Origin of the sequence: Halobaculum sp. EA56, assembly GCF_051195075.1 — an archaeon.
Classification (GTDB): Archaea; Halobacteriota; Halobacteria; order Halobacteriales; family Haloferacaceae; genus Halobaculum.
The window spans coordinates 62,333-88,043 of the sequence record NZ_JBNTJX010000012.1 but is presented as its reverse complement, the minus strand read 5'-3'; the positions used below and the strand labels follow the sequence as shown (position 1 = coordinate 88,043).

The 25,711-nt window shown below is 64.3% G+C and carries 13 protein-coding genes; 4 read left to right on the top strand and 9 right to left on the bottom strand.

All coding sequences use genetic code 11. The features are described from left to right. Nucleotides 1-690: 690 nt before the first annotated feature. On the bottom strand, nucleotides 691-3,747 hold the full coding sequence (locus ACQUQ1_RS16990; protein ID WP_435065491.1) for an FtsX-like permease family protein: 3,057 nt from the start codon (nucleotides 3,745-3,747) through the stop codon (nucleotides 691-693). A gap of 32 nt (nucleotides 3,748-3,779) precedes the next feature. Continuing rightward, nucleotides 3,780-4,442 carry an ABC transporter ATP-binding protein gene (locus tag ACQUQ1_RS16985; RefSeq protein ID WP_435065490.1) on the bottom strand — a complete coding sequence of 221 codons (663 nt, stop codon included), beginning with the start codon at nucleotides 4,440-4,442 and terminating at the stop codon, nucleotides 3,780-3,782. Between the two features lie 162 nt (nucleotides 4,443-4,604). Between ACQUQ1_RS16985 and ACQUQ1_RS16980 the strand changes: the two genes are divergently transcribed. Continuing rightward, nucleotides 4,605-5,801 carry a hypothetical protein gene (locus ACQUQ1_RS16980; RefSeq protein WP_435065489.1) on the top strand — a complete coding sequence of 399 codons (1,197 nt, stop codon included), beginning with the start codon at nucleotides 4,605-4,607 and terminating at the stop codon, nucleotides 5,799-5,801. Between the two features lie 52 nt (nucleotides 5,802-5,853). Further along, on the top strand, nucleotides 5,854-6,477 hold the full coding sequence (locus ACQUQ1_RS16975; RefSeq protein ID WP_435065488.1) for a hypothetical protein: 624 nt from the start codon (nucleotides 5,854-5,856) through the stop codon (nucleotides 6,475-6,477). Nucleotide 6,478: 1 nt separating this feature from the next. Here ACQUQ1_RS16975 and ACQUQ1_RS16970 read toward each other — a convergent pair whose 3' ends face one another. The 6 genes from ACQUQ1_RS16970 to ACQUQ1_RS16945 form a co-directional block, all read right to left on the bottom strand. Continuing rightward, entirely contained in the window at nucleotides 6,479-7,714 is a 1,236-nt protein-coding gene (locus ACQUQ1_RS16970; protein ID WP_435065487.1) for an RNA-guided endonuclease InsQ/TnpB family protein, read from the bottom strand. Between the two features lie 339 nt (nucleotides 7,715-8,053). Further along, on the bottom strand, nucleotides 8,054-9,211 hold the full coding sequence (locus ACQUQ1_RS16965) for a hypothetical protein (RefSeq protein ID WP_435065486.1): 1,158 nt from the start codon (nucleotides 9,209-9,211) through the stop codon (nucleotides 8,054-8,056). A gap of 1 nt (nucleotide 9,212) precedes the next feature. Then, nucleotides 9,213-15,728 carry a S8 family serine peptidase gene (locus tag ACQUQ1_RS16960; RefSeq protein ID WP_435065485.1) on the bottom strand — a complete coding sequence of 2,172 codons (6,516 nt, stop codon included), beginning with the start codon at nucleotides 15,726-15,728 and terminating at the stop codon, nucleotides 9,213-9,215. Between the two features lie 803 nt (nucleotides 15,729-16,531). Then, nucleotides 16,532-17,737 carry a MarR family transcriptional regulator gene (locus ACQUQ1_RS16955; RefSeq protein ID WP_435065484.1) on the bottom strand — a complete coding sequence of 402 codons (1,206 nt, stop codon included), beginning with the start codon at nucleotides 17,735-17,737 and terminating at the stop codon, nucleotides 16,532-16,534. A 192-nt stretch (nucleotides 17,738-17,929) separates the two neighbouring features. Beyond that, nucleotides 17,930-19,603 carry a sodium/phosphate symporter gene (locus ACQUQ1_RS16950; protein ID WP_435065483.1) on the bottom strand — a complete coding sequence of 558 codons (1,674 nt, stop codon included), beginning with the start codon at nucleotides 19,601-19,603 and terminating at the stop codon, nucleotides 17,930-17,932. Continuing rightward, entirely contained in the window at nucleotides 19,593-22,580 is a 2,988-nt protein-coding gene (locus ACQUQ1_RS16945; protein WP_435065482.1) for an FtsX-like permease family protein, read from the bottom strand. The genes ACQUQ1_RS16950 and ACQUQ1_RS16945 overlap by 11 nt, the downstream gene beginning before the upstream one ends. A 171-nt stretch (nucleotides 22,581-22,751) precedes the next feature. Between ACQUQ1_RS16945 and ACQUQ1_RS16940 the strand changes: the two genes are divergently transcribed. After that, a complete protein-coding gene (locus ACQUQ1_RS16940; protein ID WP_435065481.1) occupies nucleotides 22,752-22,976 on the top strand; it encodes a hypothetical protein in 225 nt (74 codons plus the stop codon). Nucleotides 22,977-23,036: 60 nt separating this feature from the next. Next, nucleotides 23,037-24,275: a mandelate racemase/muconate lactonizing enzyme family protein gene (locus ACQUQ1_RS16935; RefSeq protein WP_435065480.1), complete on the top strand. Its 1,239-nt coding sequence runs from the start codon at nucleotides 23,037-23,039 to the stop codon at nucleotides 24,273-24,275. Nucleotides 24,276-24,406: 131 nt separating this feature from the next. Here ACQUQ1_RS16935 and ACQUQ1_RS16930 read toward each other — a convergent pair whose 3' ends face one another. Then, on the bottom strand, nucleotides 24,407-25,483 hold the full coding sequence (locus ACQUQ1_RS16930) for a sensor histidine kinase (RefSeq protein WP_435065479.1): 1,077 nt from the start codon (nucleotides 25,481-25,483) through the stop codon (nucleotides 24,407-24,409). Nucleotides 25,484-25,711: the final 228 nt, after the last annotated feature.

Sequence of the window (25,711 nt, the reverse complement as noted above, 5' to 3'; positions counted from 1 at the left end):
AGTAGGGTTCTCTACATACACCTGTACTGGGTCGTTGAAGTCGCCGTTGTAGAACCGCTCTTCGATATTTAGTGCTAAGGGAGAACGCTGCCAAACGGAGACATTGTCGGAAAGTTGTTGAACACCCTCTACAGAGGAATTAATATCTGTTCGTATAGGTGCACTGCCAGACACATCCGCGGGGGTATCGACAGTATCTATCGCTGCCTCCCCTTGTGCATCGCCAGCTCCGTCCGCAAGCGCAGCTGAGACGGGAGTAACGGCGGGAGACAGGACTGTTAGGAGTGTAATAACGACCACGATTCCACGCCGGAGCCCACGTGGGATGTTCATCACTCAATTAATCATATTCACCTCTCTTAAAAATTCGGGAAGGCTGATACTTACATATATCAGATATGATTGCGAGAGTTTATAAACAAATCATATGCAACCGAAGGTAGTTCCTACTCCATACGAACAGAACGGTTCACGACCCTCGTTTCGGTGGATACAGATGACTAAGCACCGATCGATGTCCGGACCGGCACTCCTGCTACGAACCGAAACATTTCGTGTATGAGGACGGATATGAACGACAAATCGTTCCACCCACATTTATAATTTTGCTGATACTATAAGAATATTGGTTGTTGTTGAGGGAGGAGTAATGAGTCGTTACGGGGCCGATCGAGGCGCGAACGCGTCAGCTCATTCGTCTCGGGTCAGCAACCTCGCTGGTGGCGCGGCGAGATACGGAAACGCCGCGAGACAGACGCTTCCGATCGCAAGAAGGACGCTACCGATGACAGCGACTGCGACAGGCCAACTGAGGAACGGGAGGTCGATACGGACGCCGAACGCCACGAACAGATCGAATCGTGCGGCGACGAACGCGGTCACGCTCGCAGCGAACAACGCTGTCGCGACCGCGGGAACCGCGAGCCGGATCGCATCGCCGATCAGGAGGCTGAGGAGCTGTCGGCGCGTCATCCCGGTCGCCCGGTAGACGCCGATCGTGCGCCGTCGCGACTGTACCGCCCGCGCGAACGCCGCGACGGTTCCGCTAACGGTGCTCACCCCAGCAAGCAGCACCATCCCAGCGAACAGCACCTGAACGTTGCCGAACACCCGCATGATGACGGTTCCGAGCCCGCTTCCACCCTCGTATTCCGCATCCGCTGCAGGGAGTGTGCTCCCGCTGACCGAGACCGCCGAACCGACGACCTCGTAGCGAGCTGTCGCGACGAGGTCGCCCTCGACGAGGAGCCTGAACGTGTACGTACCGGGCGTTACCTCGCCGTCGAGCCCGGCAGCACCGGGCTCGACCCGGACGCGGGAGATGTTCCCCGGCGGCACCCGGACCGTCCGTTCCTCGGTTCCGGTCGGCATCACGAGTGTCAGGTTCCGGACGAGCGTTGTTCCCCACGGGTTCCCCACGACGACCGAAATATTCGGCCGGGTGACCGGCGACCCGGTTTCGGGGTCGATCCGGATGCGTGCTCGCAAGTCTCGTGTGGCGTTCGGTGTCACGTTCACGGACGTACGGAACTCGCCGTGGCGTGGCGACTCGATGACGACCGGGTACATGCCGGAGTTATCTGGAACGGGAAGTGTCGCGATCCCCTCGGCGTTCGTCGGCGCGGTGAACTCCCCGAACCGAACGGTCGCGTTGTCGAGGCGTGTCCCGTCAGTCGTCACCGCCGGGATCAGCAGGGTAGACCCGGGGGGAGCACGCGTCGGAAACTCGGGCGGCAATGTCAACTCACCCGCCCGAACGACCCGAACTGTCGACTCGAACGGACCGACTGTGACCGGATACGAACCCGACTGATTCCACGTCACATTTACCCTGACGGTCTCGGTGGTCCCCGCGTCCAGTTCGACCGTTCGAGCGAACACCTGGTCGCCGGCCACGACCTCGACGGTACGTGTGCCGGCCCGACCCCCGAAATTGCGAACGGAGACCGCGATCGTCGCCGGTTCATCAGTGAGCACGGCGTCGGGTGTTCGAACACGCGTGATGACCAACTGAGGCTCGTCGGTCGCATCACCACCGAGGATGTCGGCCGCGGCGGCTTCCGTTCGAATGAGATGGACACGGTCGGCGTTCCCCGTGGCAGCCGGGGCGACAGTCTCTCGGGAGACGATCAACTGGTCGTCGACGATCCCGGGTGCCTGGTACCGACCGACGATCGTGACTCGGTCGAGGTGCGGCGACACACTTCCGCCGAGCGTCATCGAGTCCCCGACCTGCACGCCGAGCGTCCGCGCCAAGCCGTCTCCGATCACCGCCTCGTCCGGCTCCTCGGGGGCTCGTCCCTCGATGAGGCGTGCCCCCGTGACCTCCTCGAAGGCGGTGTAGTTCGCGCCGCGGGCGAGGTACGGAGTTCCGTCGGTTACTTGTGCCGAGATTACCTCCGGGCTTGCCGCGATACCTTGCGAGCGAAGCACACGAGCGTAGTCAGCGTCCATCCGGCTGTTGAGCGGGTGCGCAGAACCTTGCTCCGTGATCGTCCCGGTCGCCTCCCCGGTAAGCGGGGTCAGCGTCCCGACGAGGCCGCCGACGAGGAGGACGATCAGGATGAACACGGCGAGCGTCGCGGCGGTCGGAACGGCGGTCCGCCAACCAAGGAGTGTCGGCCGGAGCACCCCTCGGAGAGTTGTGGGTCCATTGGTGGATTGGCCGCCGTCGCTTCGAGTGGTTCGTTCGGGATCGCTACGCGACGGACCCGGTCGGTGACCGACCTCGGTAGCGAGCTTCGCCGGCGGCGCTCTGATGGACGGCACCGCAGCGGCGACACCTGCGAGGCCCCCGCCAAGCAGGAGAACACTGGTGATGAAGCCGGTCATGCGGAGTTTCTCGAGGGTCAGCCCGGTCGGCAGCGTCACCGGCAGCCCCGCGAGTTGTGCCGCAGTGACGAGCCCGGATGGAGCAGCGATCCCTGCCGCAACCCCGAGTCCGATGCCGGTTCCAGTGATGGCGACTGCACGCGCGGTGATGAGCCCGCCGACGCGGACCGGGTCGGCCCCGGTCGAGCGTAGCACTCGGATCGTCGTGCGGCGGTCGCGGACGCTCATGCGGGTGACGCTGTAGACGACAACGACGACGACGACTGCGCCGGCAACACCTGCGAACGAGAGGATCGACAGGACATCACGGATGCCGAGCACGATGAACGGGATCGTCCCGATCAGCGGGACGCCCTCCTCCAGGTCGGTCGGCGTGTCCGTCGCGTTCGGATAAATGACGAACGCGCCCCCGACGCCGACTGCTTCGAGTGCGTCGGGACGGGCGGCATACCACCGAGTCGGGAACACGGACTCGTTATCGTAGGGACGAACGTCTCGGGTCACGGTCCCCGAACTTCCGACAAATTCGACCGTGTGCCGGTAAGCGACCGGCCCGACGGCCGTCTCAGTCGTCGGTTGTGGAAGCCGAGCGGGTTTCCACGCGACCGAGGCGCCGGGTACGACCGTCGGCGCGGTCGCTGGGACTCCGATCAGCCGCGCCTGCTCGCCGTCCGCGTCGACGACGGCAGTCTGAACGACGATCCGGTCGGGATCCTCCGAGCCGAAGGCGACAGATCCGTCCGAATACTCGGCGACAGCCGTCGTTGCGAGTCCGCCCTCGAGCGTCGACGTGTACGCCCCCGCCGACAGGAGCAACAACGCTGTCCCGACGAGGAACGCGGTCGTCGCCGCGATGACCGCGACGCTGAGCCAGTCACGACGCGACCATCGGCCGACAAGTCCGGTATCGCGCACGGATCACCACGCTCGTGTTCGGTTCGAACCCCTCATGAGACCGTGGTAAGCCCGCCATCGGCCAGTCGAAGCCGGTCATCGAAGTGGTCGGCGAGCCGTCTGTCGTGACTGATCACGACGAGCGCGGTTTCGGTATCCGCACGGACCTGCAACAGGAGGTCGAGCACGCGGTCGGCAGTGTCTGGGTCGAGTTGACCGGTCGGCTCGTCGGCGAGAACGACTGCGGGTCGGTTCGCAAGTGCACGGGCGATCGCGACGCGCTGTTTCTCACCGCCGCTGAGCGTCGCCGGGTACTGGTCCCTGAGATCGTCGATGGCAAGCGCGTCGAACAGCTCCGTGAGCCACTCCTCGTCGCGTGTACCGCCGTGGTCCTGCGGGAGGATGGCGTTCTCCCACGCGGAGAGGTCCGGAATGAGCTGGAAGTCCTGAAACACGAACCCGATCGTGTCGCGACGGATGCGCGCTTTCACGCGCTCACCGAGCGACGCCGTGTGTTCGCCGTTCACGTACAGCTCCCCGGCGGTCGGCGGCGCCAGCAACCCGAGGATGTTGAAAAGCGTCGTCTTTCCCGCACCGCTCGGCCCCTGGATCAGCAGCTTGGCGTCCGGAGGGACGTCGATCGACACGTCGTCGAGAATGCGGATCCCGCCGCGCTCGACGGCGAGATCGACGGCGCGCACGACCGGTTCGGTCATCGGAGATCCGTGGTCGGGCGACCACCGTAATGATACCGCCTCGCCGCCGGGTCCGATACCCGTCGCTCGTGGTCGACCCGACTGTTTTTATGATGGACGCCCCCACCAGTGGACAATGATCCGTCTCCGTCGTCCGTTCTCCGTGTCTGTACGAGGTGAGACATGAATCCGAGGCGCTGCTCGTCCCGAACGGCGATCCTAGCTGTGGCCGTCCTGATGCTGGGTGCCGCGAGCGGGACGGCGACGCTGAACGCGACGGATCCCGACTACGGCGTGAGTATCGACGGCGCGAGCGACGTCCCCCCGGTCGAATTCGAGTCCGAGGGGACCACCGTCGAGGTGACGCAGATCGGTCACGCGACCAACCAGGACGTACTGCGATTCGATGTCGACGCCCCCGACGGGGAGTACTACACGGTCAGAGTGGTAAACAGTGAACAGACCGTCGTCGAAACGGACGCCGGACGGGGGAGCGACTCCTTCGAGCTCTCGCTCCGCTACTACGATGTCGGAACCTACGTGATCGCGATCACCGATGAGTCGGGAGACCAGCGTGAAGTACTCGCTGCCGAGCCGTTCGTCGTGTCGGGATATGTCGTCAACCACTCGGCCCCCTCGCGAGTCGACCCCGACGGGACCCTCCGGGTCAACGTCACCGTCGACCCGCGTGGCGACCCGCCAGCGTTCACCGATATAACTGTCGCCGTCGGCGACGATGACACGCAGGTCGTTCACAACGCGACGCGTGTGAACGAGACGACGTTCACCGCGACGTTCGACATGGACGAGTTCGCCCGGGGAGAATACACAGTCGTCGCGGGTGTGAGAGGAGAGCTGGGATTCAACGGGACCGTCCGCGAGTTCTTGGGTGTAAGTACCTCGACGACCGTTTCGGTCGCCGAGGCGAAAGAGACAGCCACCCCCACCGCCACATCGACAAACAGTACCACGTCGGCCGCGCGGACGACCACTGCCACGACCGACGTGAACACCACGTCAACCGCCACCACGACGAATAGAACTGCTGCTACAACCTCCACGGTAACCGATACGACATCAACAGAAGCTGTAACGACAAGGAATCAGACAACCGATGCATCAACTACGCGACCTCAGACCACCGATTCGACAACGGTCTCGCAGAACACCACGGCCGACGGAGCGACTTCTCCCGGCAATGCGACAACGGGGGCAGTGAACGGGTCCGTCGAGTCCGCGGACTCATCGACGAGCCTCAACGCGACCGAGAGTGGAATCGTCGAGGAGACGACGGCGGCGACTGCGCCGTTGTTCAGCCCACTCGGATATGTCCTTCTGTTGGTGGTCGGACTCTTGCTTCTGGCCGTTCACAAGCCTTGAATTCGACCGGGGTCGTCCAATGAATCGCTCGGCTCCTCGTCGACGGTTGCTCGTGCTGCTGGCGGTGACGCTGGCTACGACACTGGCGTTGACGGCGGCGACATCAAATGCCGCCTCCCAACCGACAGTTGCGGTCGGGTCCGCGACGGTCGATACGGGCGACCGTACGACGCTTGCTGTCACGCTCTCGTCCGCACCGGACGGGCTCTCAGGCTACAGCGTGTTCGTCACGGTCTCCGACCCGTCAACCGGTCTGATTGTCGACGCGAGCATACCGACCTTCGGCATTCAGAATGCGACGGTACTTGACGACGCCACGGCCGAGCTGCGCGCGGTCGATATCATCGGCAGGGTCGACTCAGGAGCGAGCGACGTGCCGCTCGGGACCGTGACGATCCTGGCCTCCGCCCCGGGCGAGATGACCGTCTCGATCGTCACAAGCAGGATCGATACTGACCGAGGAGATCCGCTTCATCCGAGGACAACGAACGCGACCGTGATCGTTCGAGAGGACTCGAGACAGCGAGCGGATCGCTCTGTCGGGAACACGTCTCGAATGCCCTCGACGACTCCGAAAGGACCACGCGGATTGACGAATCCGGCACCCATACTCGGCGTTTGTGGCGCGGTAACGGCTGTGATTGTAGCTATGTTGCTCGCAGCGAGACCGTCGTGAACTACCCCACCCTACCGCTCGGGCTGACGCCCTCGCGCTTGAGGGTGGGGTTTCCTGTTTCCACGACGCGCTTTGCATCCACAACCGAGGACACAGGGAGCGCAGTCTCCACAGGCGTTGATTCGGAGCGTCCCGCTCCTAACCGCTTCTTCACACCGCGAGAAAGAATATTCCACGCCGCGTTCGCGTCTCTGTCCGCCTCGAACCCACACGCCGGGCAGGAGTGTTCGTGCACCCACAACGGTTTCTCGGTCGAAACGCCGCAGGACGCACACTCTTTCGTCGTTCCGCGCGGATTCACAGCAACGAAGTGCGTTCCTTCGCGTTCGCACTTGTATTTGAGCATCCGCAGGAACATCCCCCACGCCGCACCTGCCCGGTTCCGCGAGTTGCCCGGTAGTTCGACCACCCCCTTCGCGTCCAAGTCCTCGACGGCCACGAAGTCGTACTCCCGAGCGTAGTAGTTCGAGAGCTTGTGCAGGAAGTCGCGGCGCTTGTTCTTCAACTCGGCGTGGCGTTCTGCCACGACCCGACGCTGTTTCTCCCAATTGTCCGACCCGTGCTGTTTCCGCGAGAGGTCGCGCTGTACGCGTTCCAACCGTTCGCGTTCGTTGGACAGGTCGAGGGATTCGACGGCGGTTCCGTCGGTGTCGTGGGCGTACTTGCAAATCCCCACGTCGATACCGACGCAGTTCTCGGGATTCTCCGGCTTCTCCGGCGGGTCGTCCGCGGTTTCGACGCCGAGGATAGCGTACCACTTCCCGGTCGGTTCTTGCTTGACCGTGACGGTCTTAATGTCGGCGTCGTCGGGGAGGTCGCGGTGGAAGGTGAGCGGAATTTCACCGAGTTTCGAGAGCCACAGTTGAGTCCGACCGCCCGTGTTCTTGAGCTTGAAGCCGGATTGACTGTAGGTGAAACTGCGGTACTCGCCCGGTGCCTTCCACTTGAGCGTCCCGACGCGGTAGCCGTTCTCTTTGCGCTCTCGTAGTGTCGAGAGGTTGTCGTACAGCCGTTGCACGACCTTCTGTAGTACCTTCGAGTGAACGCCTTTCAGGTCGCTCCACCACTTCTTGAGACTCGGCAGGAGCTTCTGCTCGGAGTATGCCGAGGTGTCGTCGGTGCGGTTGAGTCGATGGAGAAAGTGGTTGTAGACCTGTCTACAGGTATCGACAGTCCACGCTAACTGTTCTTCGAGAGCGTCGGACGGTCGGAGTCGATACCTGTAGTTGTAGTTCACGAGCGTTCTTCGATGAGTTCGTCAAGTTGTCCGCGAACGAACGACGAGAGGTTAAGGTGGTTCTCCTCGACCCACTCGGCTTGGTCTTCGCGGATGGTGATGTTCTTCCGCCTCACTACATACGCATTATAGTTGTTTCGATTGCGTGGGCCTGTGGGCCGAGCGTCGAACGTGTTTGAGAACCGTGCGGCGCTGCATCCTCTCCCTACTCACTCGCTTCGCTCGTTCGTTGAGGAAGGGGCCTTAGCGCCTCAATTCAGGTAAACGACGGGGTTCTCTCCTCGAAGGCCGATAGCTCTACAACAAAACGAGCCCGAGAACGGGCCCTCGACCGCTACACTACTCCGGTCTGATCGCGATCAGTCCAGCGATGACCAGCGCCAGCGCGGCGACGAACACGCCGAATCCAGGGGTCTGCGTACTCGTCGTCGTGTCAACGGTTGTTATTGGAGCTACATCCGTCGTCGTAGTCGATCCGTTGTCTGTCGACGTGGTCGTAGTCCCACCATCGGTGGTCGTAGTCCCGCCATCGGTGGTCGTCGTGGTCGTCGTTCCACCGTCGGCAGACGTGGTGGTCGTTGTGGTGTCACCGCCTCCGCCGCCATCCGACGACGAGACATCGACAGTGACCGCGTCAGAATCACCGATACGGACGGTGTGGGACCCTGCGTCGAGTGTCTCGTTGAACGAGATCGTGATGCCCTCGCCGGGTGCCAGCGAGACCAGCCGCTCGTCGACCACGACACCGTCGACGACGAACGGAACGGTCGTCGAATCAGTTGCGTCCCCCGTGTTAGTCACCGTCGCAGTGGCAGTGACGTTCAGCGGTGCTGTGCCGCTGGTCGGCGACACCGCGAACTCCGTGATCGAAAAGTTCGCTGCCTGAACCGACACCGTACCGCCATCGGTAGTCGCACTGATCGGATTCCCGGCATCGTCGTCAAGTCGCTCGACCGAAACGCTCAGACTCGTTTGTCCGCCTGCCTCTCCGGTCACCTCGATGCGTCCGAGCGCGATGTCTGTCGCTCCGGCAGTCGTACTGTTGTCGAGGTCGACCGCCTTGATCCGGACGGAGGAGCCGTTATCGGCGACAGTCACGTTCGTCAGACCGAACGAATCCGCTGCCGAGGCGTTCGTGATCGTCGCGGTTGATGTGGATCCGACCGAGACGACCACGGTGAATCCGGAGAGGCCGTCTGGTGCCGAAGACAGCGACAGGTTCGTCGTCCCGTTCGTGCCGGAGGCAACCGTAACGTTACCGACGGCGACAGTCGGTGACGATTGCGTTGCAACGCTGGCATTGGTCGCACTGCTCGGACCGACAAGTGCACCCGCACCCGAGACCGCCGGTGCTGCTACGAGTAGCATGACGACGGCGAGCACGGCGTAGCGTATGCTGCGGTGGCCGGTAGCGGTCGTGATCGCGTTCGACCCGATATCTCTGGCGAGAGGTTCGTTCTCCGTCGACCGTTCATCTGTCGTTCCAGTTCCAGCCATCTTAGAGCACCTCGAACAGCGTCACCACGTCGTTGAAGTCGATACTTCCGTTGTCGTTGAAGTCATACGCGTCGGAGTTGTTCGTCACCGCCGGGTCGTCGAGGTTGAGGAACAGCGTGACGACGTCGTTGAAGTCGACACGGTTGTTCCCGTTGATGTCCTCATACTTTCCATCACCGTCGGGGTCGGTCGGCCGCGCGTCCCCGGCTACGGCCGGTAGGTCACGCACCTGAACGACTCCGGGCTCGACGAGCGGGTCGACCGGCCTGCCGTCGTCATCGTCCATCTGGTTGACGGTGACGTTGAGGCTCGTGTTTCCGCGTGTCTCGCCGCGGAGTTCGACGGTAGCGATTGTGACGTCGGTATCGCCCGGTACGGTGACGTTACTCGTGTCGGCAGCTTTGATCGTCAGGGTAGTCCCGTCCGGACCGACAGAGGTAGTGTTGAGGACGTACTCGCGGGGCACGCTCGCGCCGGTCAGCGTCGCGGCCGTCGCGTTAGAGACCGTGACGGTGACGTTGAATCCGGAGAGCCCGTCGGGGGCGCTCGTCAGCGTCAGCGGGACAGTGCCGCTCGCGTTCGGTGGCACCGTCGCCGAGCCGACCATGACAGTCGGCGGTACCTCAGCGCCGGTCACGGTGACGCTTCCGGCTCGCACGTCCGGAGTGAATCCTCCCCCGCTGTCGTTCTCGAAGACAACGGGTTCGACCGTCAGGTTCGCTTCGCCCGCGTCGACGCCGGTCACCTCGACCTGTGCGAGCACTACCGGTCCGTCGCCGGCAGTGACGTTGTCCATGCCGTCGAGACCGTACAGCTCGACTGCGTCACCGGCGCCGAAGATCTCCGCGCTGCTACGGTTGAACGCCGGTGCGACTGTCGCGCCGGTGATGGTCGCGGTCGTGTTGTCCTCGGTGAACACCGCGAGCTCGAAGGACTGCAGTCCGTTCGGCACCTCCGAGAGCGTCACGTTCACCGTCGTCGTGTTGCCTTCCTCGACCGTGGCGTTCTCGACGCCGACAGTCGGTTCGGTCCCCGGTTCATCCAAGGTGACCGTGACGTTCCGGTCGTCAGTGACGTTGAGGTCACGGAAGTTCGTCCGGTCCTCGAACCTGGTCGCGTTCTCCGGCGGTGTGACCCCGATCGTCACCGGGCCGGTCAGCTCGATCGCGTACCGGCCGTCGGCATCGGTCGTCCGCTCGTCCGTGATGAAGCCGGCCTCGCGGTCGGCGCTGTCCCAGTGGCGCGCGACGATCCGGGCGTCGGCGACGGGGTTACCATCCTCATCGACGACGGTCACGTTCACCCGGTGTCCCTCCGGAAGCGAGATCGTTCCGAGTGAGGTGTTCCCGCTCACGTTGAACGCGCCGTATGAATAGAGGTCCGGAACGCCGTCGGCCGAGACGTTCGCGCCGCCGACGCCACCGCGTTGACGGTAGCCGACCGCGGCCGCGGTACCGTTACGCACGGTGACACTGAAGTTCCCGGTCGCGTTCGTCTCGACGATATCGACCGAGTCCGTGTTGGCCGTGTACACAAGCACTTGGTCGCCAGCCAGCGCAGTCCCGGTTTCGTTGACGAACTGGCCGGTGACGTTCACGCGTTCGACCTCGTCGAGGCGGAACGTCACGTTCGTCGCGTTCGTTACGGTGACGTTCCTAACGACCCGGTCCTGTGTGAAGCGGTCAGCCGTCGGTTCGACGGCGACAGTCACGTCGCCGGCCATCTCGATGCCCGGCGCGGACGCGTTGGGGAATTGGAGCATCCCGTTCGCGTTTGTCGGGAGATCGACCGCACCGGCACGAGTGTCGGCCGAGAAGCCGGGCGTCGACGCGATGTTGAGCTCTGCCTCGTCTGCCGGAACCGGATCCCCGTCCTCGTCAACAACAGTCACATTGAGGACGTGCCCCTCCGGGAGCTGTTCGTCGAGGGTCAGCCCCGACTGGGCGACGAAGTTACCGAACGAGTGAACGTCCGGCGACCCGTCGCGGACCTTGAGCGACGATTCGTTATCGAACTCGGTCGCGTAGAACGCGTATGTGTACTCGGCGCCCTCGTTCAGCGTGACGTTGAATTCGCCGGTCGCGTTCGTCGTGGTGACCATCGTCCGGCCCGTGGAGTCGCGCGACCACAGCGCGACCGTGCCGTTCGCGGCCGGAGAGCCGTCCGGCTCGGTGACCGTTCCGTTGAGTGCCACCTGCTCGGTCGTCTCGACGAATGTGAACTGCTGCTGGAGTTCGGTCGCGCTGGCGTTCGCCGTCGCCGCGCCGACCGTGTACCGGAGGCCTGCCGACGAGACCCCCTCGGGAACGCTAACCGAGACATCGAAGGTCACCGTCCCGTTCGGCCCGGTGACACCCACACGAGTGCCGCCCGGACGCTCCGGCGGCACGTACGATTCGTACGTTCTGTCCGTCGGGTAGAAGACGGAGTAGCGCCAGGTGACGGCCGCACCTTCGACCGGATCCCCGTTGCGGTCGGTAACGGTCACGGTGACCGGGGTCGACCCGCCGTCGGTAAAGCCGCCGTTGACGTTCGTCTCCACCTGGAGGCCATCGAGACCGAGATAATCAACCCACAGCGTGTTGTCGTCGACGCTAGGTGTCCGTGCACCGAGTTCGTACTCGATAGACTCCTCCGGTCCGGGAGCCGCTGGGTCGGTGATGTTCCGGACGAGCGTGCCGTTCGTCGGCTGACCGAACCCGACGAACACGTCACGGGCCGTCCTGAAGGACCGCTCCTCCGTGAGGACCAACAGCGTCCGCTCGCCCGGGGCGCTGTCAGTGGTCGCGTTCCAGTATGTTACTGTCGCGGTGAGCTGGCCGTTCTCGTAGGCCAGCTCGGGATCGGGACGGACGCCGTCGCTCCCTGTTGCTTCACGGATCTCTGGGTAGAGGTATTCGGTCTCTTCGACCGCCGTGCCATCCGGTCGGGTGACGTTCTGTACGATCGCGTACACCTGTTGCTCGCGCTCGTCGAACGAGGCGTTCACCCAGTCGGTATCGGGTGCGTCGACAGTCACCGTCGTGTCGCTGCCGTTCAGTTCAACCGTGTACACGTCGCCGCCGTCAGTGTAGAGCTTCACCGTCCGGTTGTCCGCGTAGCTGTTGGTTCGCTCGTCGTACAACGAGATACGGATGTCGTACGTGTCGTTCGGGACGATGTAGTCACCTTCGCGGTGTGTGTCCCAGTCGTAGTCGATAGAGAGCCAATACCGTTCGTTCTCTTCGGCCGGCTCCGTCCGCCGATCATGGTACGCCGAAGTCCGGCCCTCGATAGCCACTACGGCGGTCGTCGGCTCGGCACTCTCCGTGGCCGCCCGCGCAGTGACGAACCCATATCGGGCGTCCACCGGCGCGTCGACGGAGAACGTGCCGACGCCGTGGCGTTTGGGCACAGCACTTCCGTTCACGACCGTCCGTGCGGTCCGACTGGCGGAGACGTTCTTCAGTGCCGCACGGATCTCCCGCCGGTCTCGCGGGGTTAGCTCACCATGTTCGCCGCCTGTCTGGACGACCGTCTTCAGCCGATCGAGCGTCCCGGCCGGGAGTTCGCTCGACAGCGAGGCGACCATCCGGTCGGTGATCCAGGTGACCTCGTAGACCGTCGTTGCGTTCACAGCGTCGCCGTCTCGTGCGGCGTGCTGGAAGCTGAACGTCGCGGTCCCTCCGGGCGTGACGGTCGTTACCTCGGGACCGAGGCTCGTCCGGACCTCGCTCTCCGCCTCAATGTCGATCGATCCCGCACTGACGGTTCTCGTCGCGTTGCCGTAGTCCCCAGACAGTGCGAGTTGGAGACTGATGTACGGCTCGACTTCGTCGATGCGGCGCTGCGAGAAGTCGATCGTGAACGTGACCACGCCGTTCTCCGCGGTGAGATTGTTCACCGTAAATCCGGCGTCGTTCCACGGCTCGACGCCGACCGACGCGGGACCCTCGTACGGCGTCATCGACTCGTTGTCGGCGTACACGGGAATGTTGACCGTCAGCGTCGTGTTCGACCCGACGCTGTAGAAGCGGTCGTCGACCGTACGGTTCGGGAAGCCGTCGGAGGACGGGTTCCGAACCAACGACTCCACACGGGCATCACGGAGGCTGTACGACTGCGTGATCCTGTTGCCACGCTCATCGGTCACCTCGACTTGATACCTGCCGAGCCCAACCGAGAAGTTCCGAACGGCACGGCCGTCCGTGCCCGTTAGCACGGTCGCGTTAGCGACAACTGAACCGGTGTCCTCATCGATCACCCTGAACGTCACCGGCGCGTCGGTCGCGGGACGGCCGGCCGAGGAGTTCCACGCGACGGCGACCGTCTTCAGCGTCTCGTTTACCTCGCCCTCGGTCACCTGCCCCGCATCCGGAAGCCGGTCGACCGCGCTCCCGGACTCGTCCCGGGAGATGACGTGGAAATCGACGGGCCCCGAATCCTCATAGGGTCCGTCATAGACGTACGGATACAGGCTGATGTACTCGCCGGCGACAGTCCCGTACTGTGCGGAGAAGTTCTCCGCGAACTCGTAGGTGTCAGTGGACGCGTTGTATCGCTGACTCCGAACTTGGGCGCTGTAGCTCGTGCCGTCGAACGTCCGGTTGATCACCGCGCGGAACTCGGCTCCGGAGCGGTCGGGGTCACCGGTCGAGTCGTTTCGGTCGGCGTCGATGTATACTTCGATAGTCGCGTTCGCGGTACCGGCGTCGGCGAAGCCGAGTTCGAGCTCTCCGTTCAGGGCTTGTCTGTTCGCGTACCGCAAGTCCGGAGCCCCGCCGGCGTCACCCGCGGGATCGGTGACAGGCTCAACCCGGAGGTTAACGAACTCCTCCCCGGTGTCGCCGATGCCGGCGAACAGTTCCCGAACGCCTTGCGGGGGCGTTCCAGTCTCGTTTAGCCCGCCGGGGGCGGAGGCGTTTACGGCCGCCCACGCGTCGGTGACGCCAGCACCCTCAGCGGCATCCGGTTCGGGGGTTTCCTGTGCGGTCGCCCGGAGGGTGTCACGGACGTCCGCGCGGCTCATGTTCGGATTCGCCGCCAGCATCAGCGCGACCGTTCCGGAGACGTGCGGCGTCGCCATCGAGGTACCGGAGAGTCGCTCGTACTGCTGGCCGTCGCCGTCCTCCAGCGAGGAAGCTGAGAGGACCCCGACCCCGGGTGCGGTGACGGTGACGCCCGGTCTGGCATCCGACCCGTATCCGACCGGACCGCGACTGGAGAAGTATGCGACCGCCTGCGAGCGATACGCGGTCGCACCGACCGTGATCGCCGTCTCGGCCGCTCCCGGACTTCCTACCGTTCGATTTCCGAAGACCGTTCCCGAGTTCCCTGCAGCGACAACCGGGACCACGTCGTGAGTCCGAGCGATCTCGTCAACCGCATCGGAAACAATATCCGAACCGTTCGTCGGATAGACCGTAATCGTCGAGTACCGGTAGGAAACGTTCACGTCGTTGTTGTTCTGGACCGAGAGTGTCCAGTTCCCCGTTTCGTCGATACGGCCGTTCGAGGGCTTGAATTTCCGGACAATGAGTCCGGGCGGTACTTGACCGCTTTCGAACGCCCAGCCTGCGGAGTACTGGTCGAGCGACGGATTACCGCTCGGATCAAGCGTCATCACCGAGAGGTTTCGAACCGCCCGCTCTGCCCGCTGCGGCTCCGTGACGGGATCGACCGACGTGCCGTTGACCGCCGTCGGTTCCAGAATCACGAGCACGTACGATGGCTTGTACGCGGCTCCCAGGCTCTCGTTCGTTCCGACGGACGCGTTCGCCGTTACCTCGAATTCGTGGCTAGACGTGCCGGCAGCCGGTATGGTTTCGTTGCCGGGTGATTCGGTCGTGAACGGGGGGACGCCCAGCGACGCGGAAATGACGTCCGCGTTCTGTTCCGCGCTCCACTCGAAGGCCGCAATAACGTCTGAAAGGTTGCCGCTGCCGTCGGCGCCTAGCGCGCGGGCGCCGAAGAGATTTGCACCCGGTGCGACGCCGACAGCGCGTTCAGCGTCAGGACGACCGGCGATGGTTCCGGCAACGTGTGTGCCGTGTCCGTCGGGGTCGACCGGCGCCGATGCATTGTTACTGGTGAAGTCCTTCCACTTGACGACCTGCCCCTGCAGCGCGGGGTGATCGTCGTCGATCCCGGTGTCGACAACGCTGACGTTGACACCGTTGCCGGTCACGCCACGCTGTTGCACCTCGTCGGCACCGATATACTCTACACTCCACACGGCCTCGCCGCTCGTGGACTGTTCGTATCCCGTTGGCGTCGCCGAGGTGTTGTAGTCGGAGAGAATGCGGTCGACCGCTGGGATACCCGTCTCGTTCGGGTTCGAAACCGTCACCTCCCGGTCATAGACGATCCGTTCGACCGAGGGAAGTTCCGCAAGCCGGTCGATCACGTCCTCGCTTGCGCTGACGGCCAGCGCATTACGACTCCAGAAGGTCGTTACCTTGCCTGCTCGGCCAGCCTCACGCTCCTTGGAGAGGAGACTTCGAGCGCGGTCTTGTTCGCTCCGTGCGAGCTGTTTCATACGGGAACGAGCCTCCGAGGCCGAAAGCGACTCAAGCGGGAGCGACTCCTCCGGTTGCGTCTCGAAAATAACGAGCACCGGGATCCGTTCGCCTTCGTCCGCCCGCGTCATTCGGAGCCGAAGCGGCCCGGAGAGTTGTGCCCGCTCTGTTTTGTTCGAGACATCGGTCACGTCTCTCTCCGATGTCGCAGCCGACTCGGATTCCGGCGCCGAACTGATATCGGCTGTCCCCTCGGAAGCTGTCTCACCGGGAGCACCCGCCCCGACGGCCGGTGCAGCCGCACCGATCACCAACAACAGACACGCGAGAACCGCCCCCAATTGGAGTCTCGTTCGTGTCACGGTCGCTCACACGCCGGTGCGTTCCGGTCCAGTAGCTGTTCGGTATAGGTTACGTCTCGCCAGCCAGTCGGTAACAGCATTTGCGCACGGCTGGCACACATCGACTATTAAATCTACTGTACAGTCTGTAAGACTGACATTTATGTGGCAGGGCGGAGATAAAATGTACCTATCGTAAACAGATTATAAATATAGAATATTTGGAGATAAAAAAGGTAGAGACCTCATCGGTAACCGTCGACTACATTCCACGGTAGTAATGGATCAGACGCGCCTCGCAGCCCGGGTGCGCGCAACTCAACAGTCCAGGCGAGTATCGTGTGCTTGTCCGGTCACGACTGGCCAGCGAAATCGAACCGGTCGCCGAAAGTGGAACACATTGGATCGATAATACTACTAGTTGTATGGTATGATTTCGAGACGGCCATACATGGCCACAGCAGAATAGTGGACGAAATAGCTCAAAACAACACTCTATCGATGAGTTCGACTTCTTCTTCGTCGGAGATGTGCTCAGATTCCATCCACGCGTTCAGCGCCTTGTGGAGGAGTTCGGCGTCGTCAAACCGATGAACATGCGAGTCTGTCGCTCCTCCGTTGTTCCCGAGGTCCTCCTCCAACTCCGAGACGGTCTCGGAGAGGTCAGAAACCTGTTCAGAGAGGTCGTCGATTCTGTCGGAAAGGGCGGTAAACTGTTTCTCGGACAGTTCACACTGCTCGCTCGTTGCCGTCGTATCCGAGCACTCTCTCCCATCTATGTGTCCGCTATCTTCGGAGCTGGTTCCCGTGGTCTCGTCGAACAGTTCGGCGGTGAACGTCTCGCGGTCCGCCCATTCGAACCCGGGAACGGCGTTCGCTCTGACGGAGATCGTCGCTCTCGACACGTCCAGCAGGTCCGCGAGTTCAGCCTGTGTTGCCGACGGATTGTGATAGATCGCCTCCAGCGTCTCGTACTGCTCTTGAGTCAACTCCGACGTCGATATCGGCACCGCCGCTTCTGAGTCGGCCTCCGGATCTGTTAGATCCACAGCAGCGTCCGACTGATGGGCCGGAGCGTCCCCCGAGTTGGACGCCGGGTCATCGGTCATCGACCCCGGATCGGATGCCGACTCCTCCGAGGATTCGTCTCCGGAGTCACCCGAGTCGTCAGTTGAACGTTCACTGTGGTCATGATCGACGTCTTCAGACTTCACTCCAGTCCCCGCGTCGGTTGCTTTCGGATCTCCCACGTGCGTATCGTTTCCCGACCCGCTCTCGTCGTTGTTGTTTCCCGACGAACTCCCGCCGTCAATCGGATCGGCCGCCGCATCGGAGTCGGATTGTTCGTCTTTGGTCGCCGCGGAGCGGTTCCCTGCGAGTTCGGGGTCGTCTCCCGTCGATTCGGGTCCCTTTTCCGCGGGGGACTCAGCTGTCGGCGTCGAAAGTTCAGTTGAAGCGACTGTGTACGCCTCGGCCGGTTCGGAAGATTTGGACTCGTCGGAGGCACTCGTGTCGGATCCTGGATCGCCGTACTCGTTCAACACAGATTCCACCAGTTCCGGAGACGCACCCGCGACCTCCGCAGCCAGGTCGTCGATCGACATCGAGGGGTTCGACTCCGCCTGGTCGAGGATCTGTTTGTGGATCGTTGCACGGGGCACCGAATTCCGTGAGAAATTGCTGCTCATGCTTGGCTCCCCCAGCGTGCGGATGGTGGCATCCAGTATCTCGGAGCAACAGCGACAGCATATATTTGTCTCAAAATTGTCGCGATCCGGTATAGAAACTAATTACAGGCTATTATCAAATTGTAAGTACACGACATCGATATATCATCTCGGTCGTCTCTTCAGAGACCACGTATTTCCGTTCGCTACCTCTCAACAACGCGTTCCGGTGTCTCCTCGCGGAACCGTGACGACAATCGGGTCGTGTCCTCCGGCGGCATACACGAGCGAGCGTTCGGCTTTCCACCGCCGGTAGGTGTTCGGTTCGATGGTCTCCGGCGCCCCCGGGAACAAATGAGCGCCGGTCGTGGTCCAGGACCGCTGTGCGACGACCGGACAGTCCGGGACCGGCCCGCCCCGCAACCACGAGGCGGCAGGCGAGACGGAGGCGTTGACGCCGCCGAAGTAGTTGGCTGGGATCCGGACCTGCGTGTGAGAGCTGGTCCATTGACCGGCAAGATATCGAGCGCTGAACGTTCCCGCGGCGAACTCGGATTCGGTGGTCGTACTGGGGTAGGATCCGGTGTCGAGGTTCACGTATGCCACCGGAAGTGTCGCCACGAGCGTAAACACGAACAAGACGACGATCGCCGGACGGCCGTACCGAGCCAGAAGCCGACCGGACCGCGATCGAAGGGCGTCCCGTGCGGGATGGAGGTCAGCAACGACACCGCTCGCAAGGACCAATACGGGGAGATGGAAATGCGTCTGTGCGCGCAGCGCCGTCGCGAAGTACTCTGGGGTCAATCCCGCGGTCAGCGAGAAGAGGATCTGTATTATGGGAGCGACGAACATCGCGAGCAAAACCGGTTCGACCGGGCCGATCCGGCCGAAGCGGTGTGCACCGACTGCCGCGAGCACTGCAGGGACCGCAAGCGGGAGCACTAGCCACAACACGATCCGCGGCGTCGCGGCGGTTCCCGGGAAGACGACGACCCGTGCGTTGACGGCGATCACGCCGAAGACGACGACGAGCGGGACGAACGCGACCGCGCGACGCAGCCGTCGGGACGTGCGTTGGAACCACGGGACGAACACGACTAACACGATGAGCCATGCGAGAAACAGCCCCGGCGAGGACTGTACCCGGTCGACGTATGGGACGACAAGCTGCGTCTCCGAGCCCGCCCAAGCGTAGTACCCAACGAAATACGCGGCGAACCCGCCGACGAGCGCGACGACGCCGAGTGTCCCGCGAGTGAGCGGCCGACCGACTAGATACCCGGCGACTAAGGCGAGCAACACGAGGGCAGCGATCAGTGTGCTGAAGGTGTGTGTGAGCGGAAGCGCGACCAGCAGGCTCCCCGCAACGACGAGCCACGCCGGTCGTTCACTGATTGCGTAGCAGTGCACCACGAGCGCCGCCAACGGGATCGTGACCAACGTGATCGCGTCGTCGTCGGGGACGCCCGTCCGGCGAACGAACACCCCTTCGACAGCCAGCGCGAGGGCCGCGAGGACAGCCGCTCGTCGTCTGCGGGACGATGACCACCCCAAACTGTCTCCTAAACGCCGGGCGAACGCAACCCCGAGAAGAACCCCGGTCGCCCCAACCGTTGCGTACAGCGGTTGGGCGAGTCGCAACGGCTGAACTGACGTGATCAGACTCCCGGTCGAGAGCAATACCGTCGAGACCAACGCGTCCGCTCGAAACCCCGCGAGAGGAAGTCCACCCGTGACGATCGTCCGGCGAGCGTGGCGTGCATATACGAGACCATCGAGGGTCGCCGGGAGCGAACTCCACCAGAGCGGAAACAGTCGCGTTCCGAGTCCGATCACCAGACAGGCACCGATAGCGACGATCCGTCGGGATCGACTACTCGTCATCGTAGTCACCTCCTCGCTCGCCGGGAGGAGCGATCCCGGACTCGTCACGGACCAATCGGCTGGGCGACATCGAGAGCAACGAGCCGGTCGCCAGCGCGGCACCGAGGAGGGTCAACACGATACCTCCGACGGCAGCGCCGAGCAGAACTGTCGGCGAGCCCGTCGGTCGGAGGCGGATCCCGAACACGGTGAGGTAGCCGAACGCGTCCGCCACGCGGAGTCCGATGAGTCCCAGTGGGACCGCGATCGACACCGAACACAGGCCGATGCTGAGGGCATCGCTCAGTACGATGCGCGTCACGCGGACCGGTGACGCTCCCGTGGCTCGGTAGATCCCGATCGTCCGCCTCCGACCGTGGACCGCTCGGGCAAACGTCGCGGTCGTCCCTCCGACCGTGAGCGCCCCAGCGAGCACGAGTACGGTTCCGAAGACGAGCTGAAGGTTCCCGAACGCCGCCTCGATAGCTCGACCGATACCCGACGTACCGGTGCGTCCATCGGTAGCGAGAGCGGCCGCGATCCGATCGTCGCCGGTGACCCGGTATCGTTCGGTCGCGATCGTCACCCCGTCAACTCGAAGCGAGATGTCGTACGTCCCGGGAGGTTGCTGCGGTAGCCGCGTCGAGATCGTCTCCTCACCACCCGGAGGGATCGAGACCGACCGAGTGATGCTGCGGTCGGGTCCGGTGAGTTCGACGGTATCGACTACGACGGTCCGGTTCCAGGGGTTCACCAACCGGGCCGTAACCGTCGGCCTCGTGAGGAGGTCCGGTGTCGTCGGGGAGAGCGAGACGGACCCGACCGGGTGACGGTCGACACCGTCCGTGACTCGTGTTACGGCTCGTCCCGTTCGGTCGCCGCTTGTGACGCGAACATCGAGCGACCCTGGCTCGCCGGTCGGTATCGCGGCGACTCCGTCGGTGCCGGTGCGAGTCGTCCGGTTCCCGACGGTTACTGTCGCGTTCGGAACGGGATCGCCGTTCGGATCACGAACAGTCAGTAGAAGGGTCGCGTTCGGCGGGACACGGTCGGGCAGCGGGACGATCGAGAGCGACCCGGAATCGGCCGTCGCGTTGCCGACGAGAATGGAGCGGGAGCGGTCGCCCGCACGGAGGGCGCGTTTGCCGGCCGTCCCCGCAGAGAGGACGAGTTCGATCGTGGTCTGTTCGCCGGGTTCGATCGAAACCGACCGATCAAGTGTCTGCCCGTCGAACGAGACGGCGACGGTCGTGTCGATCGCTCGTTCGCGTTGGTTCTCTACGGTGATCCAGGCGGTGAACGATTCGTTCACCGCCACTCGTTCTGGCGCCCGTATGTCGACGACCGTGATGGCGTCATCCCCGATCGACACGTTCGGGAGCCGGTCTGCCCGGACGAACTGGGCCGTTCCGTCGGGTTTGTTGGCCAGTTGACGACCCGTCGCCAACGGGACGATCACGTGGTCATCGAACGGGCCGGGCGCCCGATACACTCCGACGACTTCCACGCGAGCCAATCCGTCCCGCGTCGACCCTCCGAGCGTTATGTGGTCGCCCCGTTCCACGCCCAAGGTCTGTGAGAGATCCGCCCCGATCACGGCCTCGTTCGGCGAGGCCGGTGCCTGCCCGCGGAGCACCGACACGTCGGTCACGGAGGTGAACGCGGTATAGTTCGCCGCGCGTACCGTGTACGTCCGTCCGTCGGAGACCTGAAACAGTAGGATCTCCGGGCTGGCGTCGATCCCCTCGGCCCGAAGCGCGTCAGCATACGTAACCGGGACCGTACTCGCAACGGGATGAGGAGATCCGGGTTGCGTGATTGTGGCCCCGTCGCCGGCAGTCAACGGGGTAATAACGCCAGCCATCGAGGATACCAGCACGACGAACACCACGAACGTCGTGAGCGTCGCCGTCGTCGGAACGATCGTCCGTACGTCGATCACGGTCGGAGTGAGAGAGGTGTGCACGCGGCCGACGAACCTTCGGTCGGCTGAGCGAGACGGTGTTCGATCGACGGGGCCGAAGGGCCTGCGGCGGGTCGTCTGCCAGGCGGCGCCCACGCCGCTCACGATCCCCAGAAGGATCACGGATCCAACGATCGGGACGAGCACAGTCGCCACAGCAGGTGTAACTGTGGGAGACAGCGAGGTAGGAAGGCCGGCAAAAACGGCCACGTTGATTGCCGCGTTGACCCCGATCACCCCGAACGCGTAGCCGAGAGCCGCTCCGGTCGCCGTGAGGACGCCCGCGCGGACCCCGAACAGGGCGAGCAGAGTTCGATCTCGACCACCGGTCGCGCGGATGACCCGGATGGTGTCCGACCGATCACGTATCGTCATCCGAGTGATACTATAGATGACGACGCCGATTAATAACCCGCTTCCGATCACTGCCGTTCCAAGGGCAGCGAGCGCCTCGCGGGTGCCGAACACGAAGAACGCGAGTGCCGTCCGCAGCGGGACGCCGGTTCGGGGCACGGAATCCGACGGCACCGGGCGGACGACGAACGCGCCGGTCGGGCCGAGATGTCGAACCGTAGATATATTGGCGAGGTACCAGTGGCTTGGGATGATCGACGCGCTCTCGCGGGGAGACACGGTTATCACGATGCTGCCGCGCTCGCCCGCTAGCCGAACATCCGTTGCGGTATCGATCCCGCCGACGGTCGCGCCGTTCGACGGACCGAGACTACCCAACGTCGGGACAGGCTCCTCCGGTCGAGCGAGAACGTACCGACGGTCGCCTCTCGAGCTAGTCACGACCGCGAACGGAAGCACGGACGCGTTCAGCGGGGCCGCAGCCATCGCGGCGTCAATAGTGTCGTGTGTCGTCACCGTGGTGGTCGCCCCGTACTCCGCGGCGATCGCGCTCGTCTGCCCCCCCGCGACGACAATCAATAACGCGGTACCACAGAGGAACGCGACACCGAGCGAGACGACGAGGATCGCTAGCTTGTCCCGCCGGGACCACCGACCGAGAAGCAGTCGCCGATACGTCATCTAGTCAACTCGTACGAAGCCCGACCGACGCCGTCCTCGCCACCGATGCCTCCGTTCGGTAGCACGTATCGCGTTAGTCAGCGTCGTATCAGAATAAAAATCTTCGTTATTCGTACGGTCGGGGTGTGGTCGACCGCAGCGTTTTACCCGCTTCTCATCACACGGAGTGACGTGGCGTCCCGGCGCCCCTACGACGACACCAAGTCGCTGCTCGCGGCGATCCTCGGGATCCCCGCGCTCGCGGGGTTCGTCTACCTCCTGCTCGTGCTCGTCAACGTCGTCTGGCGCGACTACGGCCTCGGCGCCGGCGCCGCGGTCTTCGTCGTCGGGTTCGTCGCGCTGTCGTACGGCTCCTTCCGCGCGGTCGAGTTGGTCCGGGCCTCCGGGGGTCGGTAGGACCGCGACCGCGGGGCCGTCCCTCAAAACCTTTACGCCGATTCGAGTAAACGGCCACGCATGGGCAGGAACTACGACTCGCTGCACGACCCCAACGCGGAGTACACGATGCGGGAACTCTCCGGGGAGACGATGGGCGTGACGGCGAAGCGCGGCGGCGGGCGCGACGTGGAGATCACCGACGTGCAGTGCACGATGGTCGACGGCAACTTCCCGTGGACGCTCGTGCGCGTGTACACGGACGCGGGCGTCGTCGGCACGGGCGAGGCCTACTGGGGGGCGGGCGTTCCCGAGCTCATCGAGCGGATGACGCCGTTCCTCGTCGGGGAGAACCCGCTGGACATCGACCGGCTGTACGAGCACCTCGTCCAGAAGATGTCCGGGGAGGGGAGCGTCGAGGGCGTCACCGTCACCGCCATCTCGGGCATCGAGATCGCCCTCCACGACCTCGCGGGCAAGATCCTGGAGGTCCCGGCCTACCAGCTGCTCGGCGGGAAGTACCGCGACGAGATGCGCGTCTACTGCGACTGCCACACCGAGGCGGAGGCGGATCCGGAGGCGTGCGCGGACGAGGCCGAGCGCGTCGTCGAGGAGCTGGGCTACGACGCGCTGAAGTTCGACCTCGACGTGCCGTCGGGCTTCGAGAAGGACCGCGCGAACCGACACCTCCGGCCGGGCGAGATCCGCCACAAGGCCGAGATCGTCGAGCGGGTGACCGAGCGCGTGAAGGACCGCGCCGACGTCGCCTTCGACTGCCACTGGACGTTCTCGGGCGGCTCGGCCAAGCGCCTCGCGGACGCCATCGAGGAGTACGACGTGTGGTGGCTCGAGGACCCCGTCCCGCCGGAGAACCTCGAGGTGCAGGAGGAGGTCACGAAGTCCACGGTCACGCCGATCACGGTCGGCGAGAACCGCTACCGCGTGACCGAGGAGCGCCGCCTCATCGAGAACCAGGCGGTCGACATCATCGCGCCCGACCTGCCCAAGGTCGGCGGCATGCGCGAGACCCGCAAGATCGCGGACGTGGCCAACCAGTACTACGTCCCGGTCGCGATGCACAACGTCTCCTCGCCGGTGGCGACGGTCGCGAGCGCCCACGTCGGCGCGGCGATCCCGAACTCGCTGGCCGTCGAGTACCACTCCTACGAGCTCGGCTGGTGGGAGGACCTGGTCGAGGAGGACGTGATCGAGGAGGGCTACATCACGATCCCCGAGGAGCCCGGCCTCGGCGTCACGCTGGACATGGACGCCGTCGAGGAGCACATGGTCGACGGCGAAACCCTGTTCGATGAGGCGTGAGCCTCATCGAGCTCGCCGAGCTTGCTCGGGGAAGTTCGATCCGGCGTGAACCGGATCGGGCTCGCTGAACGGCGTTCGGCGTAGTTCGGCGCCGGGTGGTTCTCCGGACTCGCCGACCGGCACCGCCCCGCCTACGTCGCCGTCGCGTCGACGGCCGGGAGCGTCGCCGTCACCCGACCGCCCTCCGCGGTTCCGGACTCGACCGCGAGCCGGCCCCCGTCGTATTCGACGATCCACTTGGCGAGCCACAGCCCGAGCCCGTCGCTGTGGTCGAGTTGCGTCTCGGTCCGGTCCTCGTTGATCAGCGCGCGCTCGCGCTCCGGGAAGCCGTCGCCGTCGTCACGTATCTCCAGGCGGACCTCGTCGCCCGTCCGCGAGCCCTCGACCGCGACCGACGGCGAGTCGCCGCCGTGCTCGAACGCGTTCTCGACCAGTTCATCCAGCGCCGTCCCGAGATGGTCGCCCGCGGCCACGCGGAGGTCGGCGCCGAGGTCGACCGACAACTCGCCGCGGGGGTGCTCGGACTCCCACCCGTCGCGACGCTCCCCGACGAGCGCCGTCAGGTCGACCGCGGCGCGGCCGTCGTCGCCGTCGAGGAGGTCGTCGATGACCGCGATGCGTTCGTTGGTATCCGCGAGTTCCGACCCGATATCGGCGATCCGCTCCCCGACGTCTCCGGGGTCGACCGCGTCGCCGCCGCCGCCCGACGCGACGAGCTGCTCGCCGTACCCGAGCAGGAGCTGCGCGTGGTGCTTCAGGTCGTGGCGGACGAAGCGGTTCACCACCGCCGCCTTCTGTCGCTGCCTCGCCACGGTCCGGGCCCGGATCCGGCGCACGTCGTTGAAGCCGATGAGGACGTGCGCGAAGGCGCTGACCCCCACGACGACGCCCCCCGTCAGCAGCGGCGCGGTCACGCGGCCGCCGGTCGCGGCCTGGTACGCCGCCACGAGCGCGAGCACCGCCGTCGTCACAACCACCCCGAGCGTGTTCCAGCCGGCCACCCGGAGGAGGTGGTCCGAGTCGACGTCCGTCCGGTACATCGCCGGACCGCCGACGGCGAAGGCGACGCCCAGCAGCAGCGTCGCGCCCGCGACGATCCCCCCCGCAGTTCCCGAGACACCGAGCCACAGTCGGCGGACCGCGATCGCGGCCAGCCCGATCCCGGTCGCGCTGACGACTCCCGCCGCCGCGACCCGTTTCGCGTCCATGGTCGCCGCGAGCCGATCCGGGTTCAAAACCGCGTCGGTCGCGGTATCGACGGCGAGAACCGACCGGGCGTGGCGACCGCCGCGTGCGCGCTCGCCGCGGCGGTTGTCCCGTCTCCTCCCGTCTCGTCTCCTGCCCTCCCGTCAATTCCGGCGGGTCCGATAGCTCCGTGGACCCGGATACCGGCGCCACGGGCCGGATGGGTCGCGTTTTTGCGACGGCGGGTGCAA

What these genes read in the sequence shown, in the direction of transcription:
- ACQUQ1_RS16945 (WP_435065482.1), bottom strand. Translation starts at nt 22,580, where the DNA reads ATGACGTATCGGCGACTGCTTCTCGGTCGGTGGTCCCGGCGGGACAAG.
- ACQUQ1_RS16980 (WP_435065489.1), top strand. Translation starts at nt 4,605, where the DNA reads ATGAATCCGAGGCGCTGCTCGTCCCGAACGGCGATCCTAGCTGTGGCC.
- ACQUQ1_RS16985 (WP_435065490.1), bottom strand. Translation starts at nt 4,442, where the DNA reads ATGACCGAACCGGTCGTGCGCGCCGTCGATCTCGCCGTCGAGCGCGGC.
- ACQUQ1_RS16960 (WP_435065485.1), bottom strand. Translation starts at nt 15,728, where the DNA reads ATGAAACAGCTCGCACGGAGCGAACAAGACCGCGCTCGAAGTCTCCTC.
- ACQUQ1_RS16930 (WP_435065479.1), bottom strand. Translation starts at nt 25,483, where the DNA reads ATGGACGCGAAACGGGTCGCGGCGGCGGGAGTCGTCAGCGCGACCGGG.
- ACQUQ1_RS16955 (WP_435065484.1), bottom strand. Translation starts at nt 17,737, where the DNA reads ATGAGCAGCAATTTCTCACGGAATTCGGTGCCCCGTGCAACGATCCAC.
- ACQUQ1_RS16950 (WP_435065483.1), bottom strand. Translation starts at nt 19,603, where the DNA reads ATGACGAGTAGTCGATCCCGACGGATCGTCGCTATCGGTGCCTGTCTG.
- ACQUQ1_RS16935 (WP_435065480.1), top strand. Translation starts at nt 23,037, where the DNA reads ATGGGCAGGAACTACGACTCGCTGCACGACCCCAACGCGGAGTACACG.
- ACQUQ1_RS16965 (WP_435065486.1), bottom strand. Translation starts at nt 9,211, where the DNA reads ATGGCTGGAACTGGAACGACAGATGAACGGTCGACGGAGAACGAACCT.